Source organism: Intrasporangium sp. (genome assembly GCF_032907665.1).
Lineage (GTDB): Bacteria > Actinomycetota > Actinomycetes > Actinomycetales > Dermatophilaceae > Intrasporangium.
This window is the reverse complement of sequence record NZ_JAJJPG010000186.1, coordinates 1-5,278: the sequence shown is the minus strand read 5'-3', so window position 1 is coordinate 5,278 and position 5,278 is coordinate 1. Positions and strand designations below refer to the sequence as shown.

The window sequence follows — 5,278 nt, the reverse complement described above, 5'->3', positions numbered from 1 at the left end:
GACCTATTCATTACGAGTGAATCGCTCTGGCCGACTGAGCTAAGGCGGCAGGTGCCGAAGCACGGTTGCTGAGTATACGCATGGCGGCGCAACGTCACGAAATCGAGCCGGACACCCGCCGACGACCCCGACCAGAGGCCGCCCACGCCCGATCTCGGGCCGGCTCACTCGGCCGCACACTCCAGTCCGTCCTCGGGCGGGAGACCCCGCGCGAGGTAGTCCTCGACCACCCGGTCGGCGCAGGCATTGCCCATCGCGTACGCCCCGTGCACGGCCGCATCGACCGTGACGAGCCGGGACCTCGTGATCATCTCGGCGAGGTGCTCGGCGTCCTCGATGGGCGTGACCGGGTCGCGCTCGTTGCCGATGACGAGCACGGGCGTGGCCGGCTCCGCCCTGACGAGCAGGTTGCTGCGCAGCTCGCCGGTCCATCCGGCGCACTCGGGGGGTAACGGCGGCTGGATCCGGGCGAAGAGCGGGTGCTCCTCGAGGACCTCCGGGCTGGGTGTGCGGTCCGCCCAGGTCTGCACCGGCCAGTCGGCACACGTCACGGGCAGGTGACTCTTGCCGTAGGTCGACCCGGGGTAGGTCCCGTCGACGTCGCGCCCGACCGCCACCATGGCGAACCACGCGAGCTCCGTGGCGTCGTTGTCCTCGATCGCGAGGTGAAGCGCGTCGACGAGGTAGGGCCACGAGGCGGGGTCGAGCAGGCCTTCGCCGATCGCGGTGACGGCCCAGCCCTCGGTGACCTGGGGCAGCGAGTCGAACTCCGTCGGCAGCGGCGCGGTCTCGAGCGAGTCGAGCAGGTCGATGACGGTCGAGCTCGCGTCCTCGGTGTCGTCGCCGAGGGGGCAGGGCGGATCGTCCTGGCATTCCGCGACGAAGTCGGCGAAGAGCGTGTCGAACTGCCGGCCCCAGTGGCGAGCGTTCGTGTCCACCTCGCTCTGGGTCACGGACGGGACCTCGAGGGCGTCGGGCGAGACCGCCGAGTCGAGGACCAGGTGTCCCACTCGGGAGGTGAAGCGGTCGGCATAGATGGCGCCGATGAGGGTTCCGTAGCTGACGCCGTAGTAGTTGAGCCGATCGTCCCCGACTGCCTCGCGCAGGATGTCGAGGTCGGCGGCCACGGCCTCGCTGCCCATGTTGGCGCCGAGCGCGCCACCGCGGCGCTGGCACTGCTCGACCCGGGCGGTGGCTGCTCGGGTCAGGGCGAGTCGGCCCTCGTGTGAGGACGGCGTCGGATCCGCCGCATACATCGCGTCGAGCTCCTCGGCGGTGAGGCACTCGAAGGAGGCCGACTCGCCGATCCCCCGCGGGTCGAATCCGACGATGTGCCAGGTCTCGCGGAGCTCGTCGCCGAAGATGCCTGGCTCCTGGACGAACTCGGTGCCGGACCCGCCGGGGCCGCCGGGGTTGACGAAGAGCGTCCCCTTCGGGCGGGCCGACTCGGAGGGCAGTCTGCGCAGGGCCAGCTCGATCGTCGGACCGCCCGGCTCATCGTGGTCGACGGGCACGCTCACGTAGCCGCAGTCGAAGTCGTCGTCGTCCGGGCACTCCGTCCACGCGACCTGCTGGTCGTAGAAGCGAGCCAGCGCCGGCGGGTTGGGGTCGAGTGCCGCCGTGAAGCGGATGAGGTCGGCCGCGCCGGCCGCTCCCGTGGTCGTCTCGCTGGGAGTGGGGGTCGATGCCGTATGCCGCTGGGCCGGCTGCCCACTCGTCGCCCCTCCCGGGTCGGCCGGTTTCATCGTCGCGAAGACGACGAGAGCGCCGAGGATGACGGCGACGGCGCCGCCGAGCCGGAGCGCGCTCAGCAGGTCTGGTCGGAGGAGGGCACGGTCCCCGTGATGAGGTAGCCGTCGACGATGGAGTCCACGCACGAGTTGCCAGCGTAGTAAGTGCCGTGCCCGTCGTGGTCGCTGGTCACGAGAATTCCTGAGTCGAGGTCCTCGGCGAGCTGCCTCGTGCCGCCGATCGGCGTCGCAGGGTCGCGGAGGTTGCCGATGACGAGGATCGGCGCGGCCCCTTCGGCGAGCGTCGTCCCGGACGGTGCGCGGGGCTCCCCGGGCCAGGTGCCGCAGTTGTCGTAGAGCATCCCGGTGAGGCGCGACCACAGCGGGTGCTCGGTCCGGGCCCGCCGCTGCACGTCGGCGAGGGTCTCGGCGTCGCTCGGCGGCCAGTCCGCGCACCGGACCGGGATGATGGCGTGGAGGTAGGAGCCCGGGTCGTAGTCACCGGACGGGCTGCGTCCGACGACGTTCATGGCGTGGGCCAGCAGGATGTCGCCGCGACCGTCGAAGGCCTCGGCCAGGCCCTGGTTGAGCGTGGGCCAGGACTGCTCCGAGTAGAGGCACATGAAGATGGCGAATCCGAGCCAGCCCTCCCCGATCGCGTCGATGTCGCCCCGGGACGTCTCGAGGGGCCGCTGCTCGACGTCGTCGAGCAGGTCGGCGATGCGCTCGCGAGCGCCGTCGGCGTCTGTCCCCAAGGCACAGTCCTCGCGAGCCACGCACCATTCGATGAAGGCGTCGATCGAGGACTCGAAGCCTTCGATGTCGTAGCTCAGCTCCTCCGCGTCCGTCTGGTTCGGCGACACGGCCGAGTCGAGGACGAAGCGACCGACCCGCTCGGGGAACAGGTCGGCGTAGAGGGCGCCGAGCACGGTCCCGTAGGAGACACCGAAGTAGTTGAGCCGCTCGTCCCCGACGAGGGAGCGCATGACGTCCATGTCGCGCGCGACCTCGGTGGTGCTCATGTGCAGGGCACGCTCCCCACCGGCCTCCGCGCAGCGCTCGGTGATCTCCTCCGCGTCGCTCAGCAGCTTCTCGCGCTCGGCCGCGTCGTCCGGTGTCGGGTCGTTCTCGAAGAGGAGGTCCATGTCGTCGTCCGAGAGGCACGTGACGGCGTCGGACTCGCCGATGCCGCGCGGGTCGAACCCGAGGATGTCGAAGGACTCGCGCACGTCCTTGCTGAAGACGAAGGTGGAGAACTGGGCGTACTCCAGGCCAGATCCCCCTGGCCCACCGGGGTTGATGACCAGGGTGCCGACCTTCCGGGATGGTTCGAGGGCCGGCACCTTCCGCAGGGCGAGCTCGAAGGTGTCGCCGTCCGGCTCGGCGTAGTCGACCGGCACCTCGATGCCGGCGCACTGGTGTGCCGGGCTTCCCTCGCAGGGCTGCCAGTCGACGTCCTGCGTGTAGTACGCCGCGAGCTCTGCCGGGTGCTCCGAGCCGCCAGAGGGAGTCGGCGTCGGGGAGGCCTGGCCGGAGGCAGTCGGGGCGGACGTCGTCACCGGGACAGCGGCCGGGGTGACCGGACGCGTGGCGCGCCAGGCGACGAGTGCGACGACGGCGAGCAGGGCGACGGCGACGACGGCCGCCACGACCGCGCGCCCGCGGCGGGGCGCTCCGCCCGAGCCCGGTCCTTCGCCCGAGCCGGCCCCGGTGGAAGCCGGCGGTTGGTAGGGAGCCGGCACAGCGGCATACGGCTGCGGTGGGGTGTCGGGGAGGTCGTCGGGGCTGCGGGGCTCGTCGTTCAGCACGTGAGGCCGTCCTTCGGCAGGGTGCCCTCGACGTAGTAGGCGTCGATGGCGTCGTCGACGCACCGGCTGCCGCGGGTGTAGGCCGTGTGACCGTCACCGTCGAGCGAGACGAGGACGGCGTTGTCGAGCTGGTCGCGCAGCTGGACGGACCACTCGTAGATCGTCGCCGGGTCGCGGGTGGTGCCGACGACGACGATGGGGTTGCTGCCCGCGGCGGAGATCTCGTGCGGCGGGTTCTCGCCCTTGACCGGCCAGACCCCGCAGGCGAGCGATCCCCATGCGAGGAAGGGGCCCCAGGTCGGCGCGACCGTGGCGAAGTCATCCTCGTAGCCCTCGTAGGTCTCCGGGTCGGGGCTGTCCGGCCGGTCGAGGCAGTTGACCGCCCAGATGACCTCCATGATGTTCCCGGTGTAGCCACCGCCCGGCACGCGGTCCGCATAGGTGTTGGCCAGCCCGAGGAGCGAGGCGCCGCTGCCGCTCTGGGCCTCACGGAGGGCGTCGGTGAGGATGCCCCAGGCGCCTTGGTCGTACATCGCGGCCGCGAGGCCGAGCGACCCCCACGCCTCGGTGAGCTCCGGCACGGCCGGGTCGTCGGTCGGGAGCGGGTCCCGGTCGAGGCTCTCGAGAAAGTCGCGGATCCAGGCCATGCCGTCGTCGACCGAGTTGCCGAGCGGGCAGTCCCCCTCGCTCACGCAGTCCTCGACGTAGGCCCGGGTGGCCAGCTCGAAGCCCTGCGCCTGCCCCTTGGCCAGCTCAGCGCTCGTGAGGTCGGGAGGGACGACCCCGTCGAGGACGAACCGGCCGACCCGCTCGGGGAACAGCTCGGCGTAGGTGGCCCCGAGGAAGGTGCCGTAGGACTTGCCGAGGTAGTTCAGGTGCCCGTCGCCGAGGGCGGCCCGCAGGACGTCCATGTCCTTGGCCGCGTCCACGGTCGACACGTGGGCGATGAGGTCGGGGTTGCCCTCCGCGCAGCCCTGCGCCATGGTCTGCGCGGCAGCGACGAGGCCCTCCTGCTCGGACGGGTCGTCCGGAGTGGGGTCCGTGCCGAGGAACTCGTCGAGGGCGTCGTCCTCGAGACAGTCGATCGGCGCGGACTGGCCGACGCCGCGGGGGTCGAAACCGACGATGTCGAAGTAGGAGCGCACGTCGGTTCCGACGATGAAGTCGGCAGAGCGCGCGTACTGGACGCCCGACCCTCCGGGGCCGCCGGGGTTGACGACGAGCGATCCGATGCGCTTGCCCTGGTTGCGGGCCGGAGCCTTGAGCACCTTGATGGTGATGTCGCCGTCGCCGGGGTTGTCGTAGTCGATCGGCACCGTGAGGTCGGCGCACTCGAAGTCGTCGCACTCGTGCCAGGCGAGCTTCTGGTCGTAGTACGCCCCGAGGGCCGCGTCGGGAGCCGTCGTGAGCGCGTCGGCGGGGCCGGTGATCGGGGCCACCGCCGGCTCAGGAGTCGTGCACGCCGCGACCGTCGCGAGCGCGAGCGCGGCGGCGGTGAGGCTCAGGGCCGTGCGTCGGGCTCGTGGAGGGCCGGCGTGGCGAGACGTCATGCCGGAAACCGTAACCTGCCAGGCTGAGAACCTCGGTGCCGTATGCCGCTGGGCTCGCTCCGTGGGACTCGTGCCACCCGCTCGCCGCCCTCCCGCCGCCTTCCCGCCTCGGCCCGTGCACGTCGAGTGGCCCCGAACGCCACGCCCGCACCCTCCCGCCCCGTCGAGTGGCCCCGAACGCACACGCCCG

At 71.5% G+C, this 5,278-nt stretch carries 3 protein-coding genes; all 3 read right to left on the bottom strand.

Features of this window, described 5'->3' with window-relative positions:
- Positions 1–164 precede the first annotated feature (164 nt).
- From LOY02_RS17675 to LOY02_RS17665, 3 genes are read right to left on the bottom strand one after another with little or no spacing between them, the layout of a single operon-like run.
- Positions 165–1,877 (bottom strand): alpha/beta hydrolase, encoded by a 1,713-nt coding sequence (locus LOY02_RS17675; protein WP_317183685.1) that lies wholly within the window; start codon positions 1,875–1,877, stop codon positions 165–167.
- Complete coding sequence (locus LOY02_RS17670) at positions 1,808–3,538, bottom strand: alpha/beta fold hydrolase (protein ID WP_317183684.1); 1,731 nt, start codon at positions 3,536–3,538, stop codon at positions 1,808–1,810. The genes LOY02_RS17675 and LOY02_RS17670 overlap by 70 nt, the downstream gene beginning before the upstream one ends.
- Positions 3,532–5,088 (bottom strand): alpha/beta hydrolase, encoded by a 1,557-nt coding sequence (locus tag LOY02_RS17665; RefSeq protein WP_317183683.1) that lies wholly within the window; start codon positions 5,086–5,088, stop codon positions 3,532–3,534. Before LOY02_RS17665 ends, LOY02_RS17670 begins: the two co-directional genes overlap by 7 nt.
- Positions 5,089–5,278: the final 190 nt, after the last annotated feature.

Excerpts from the sequence above, each read along its gene's own strand:
- LOY02_RS17665 (WP_317183683.1), bottom strand. The coding sequence starts at position 5,088 with ATGACGTCTCGCCACGCCGGCCCTCCACGAGCCCGACGCACGGCCCTG.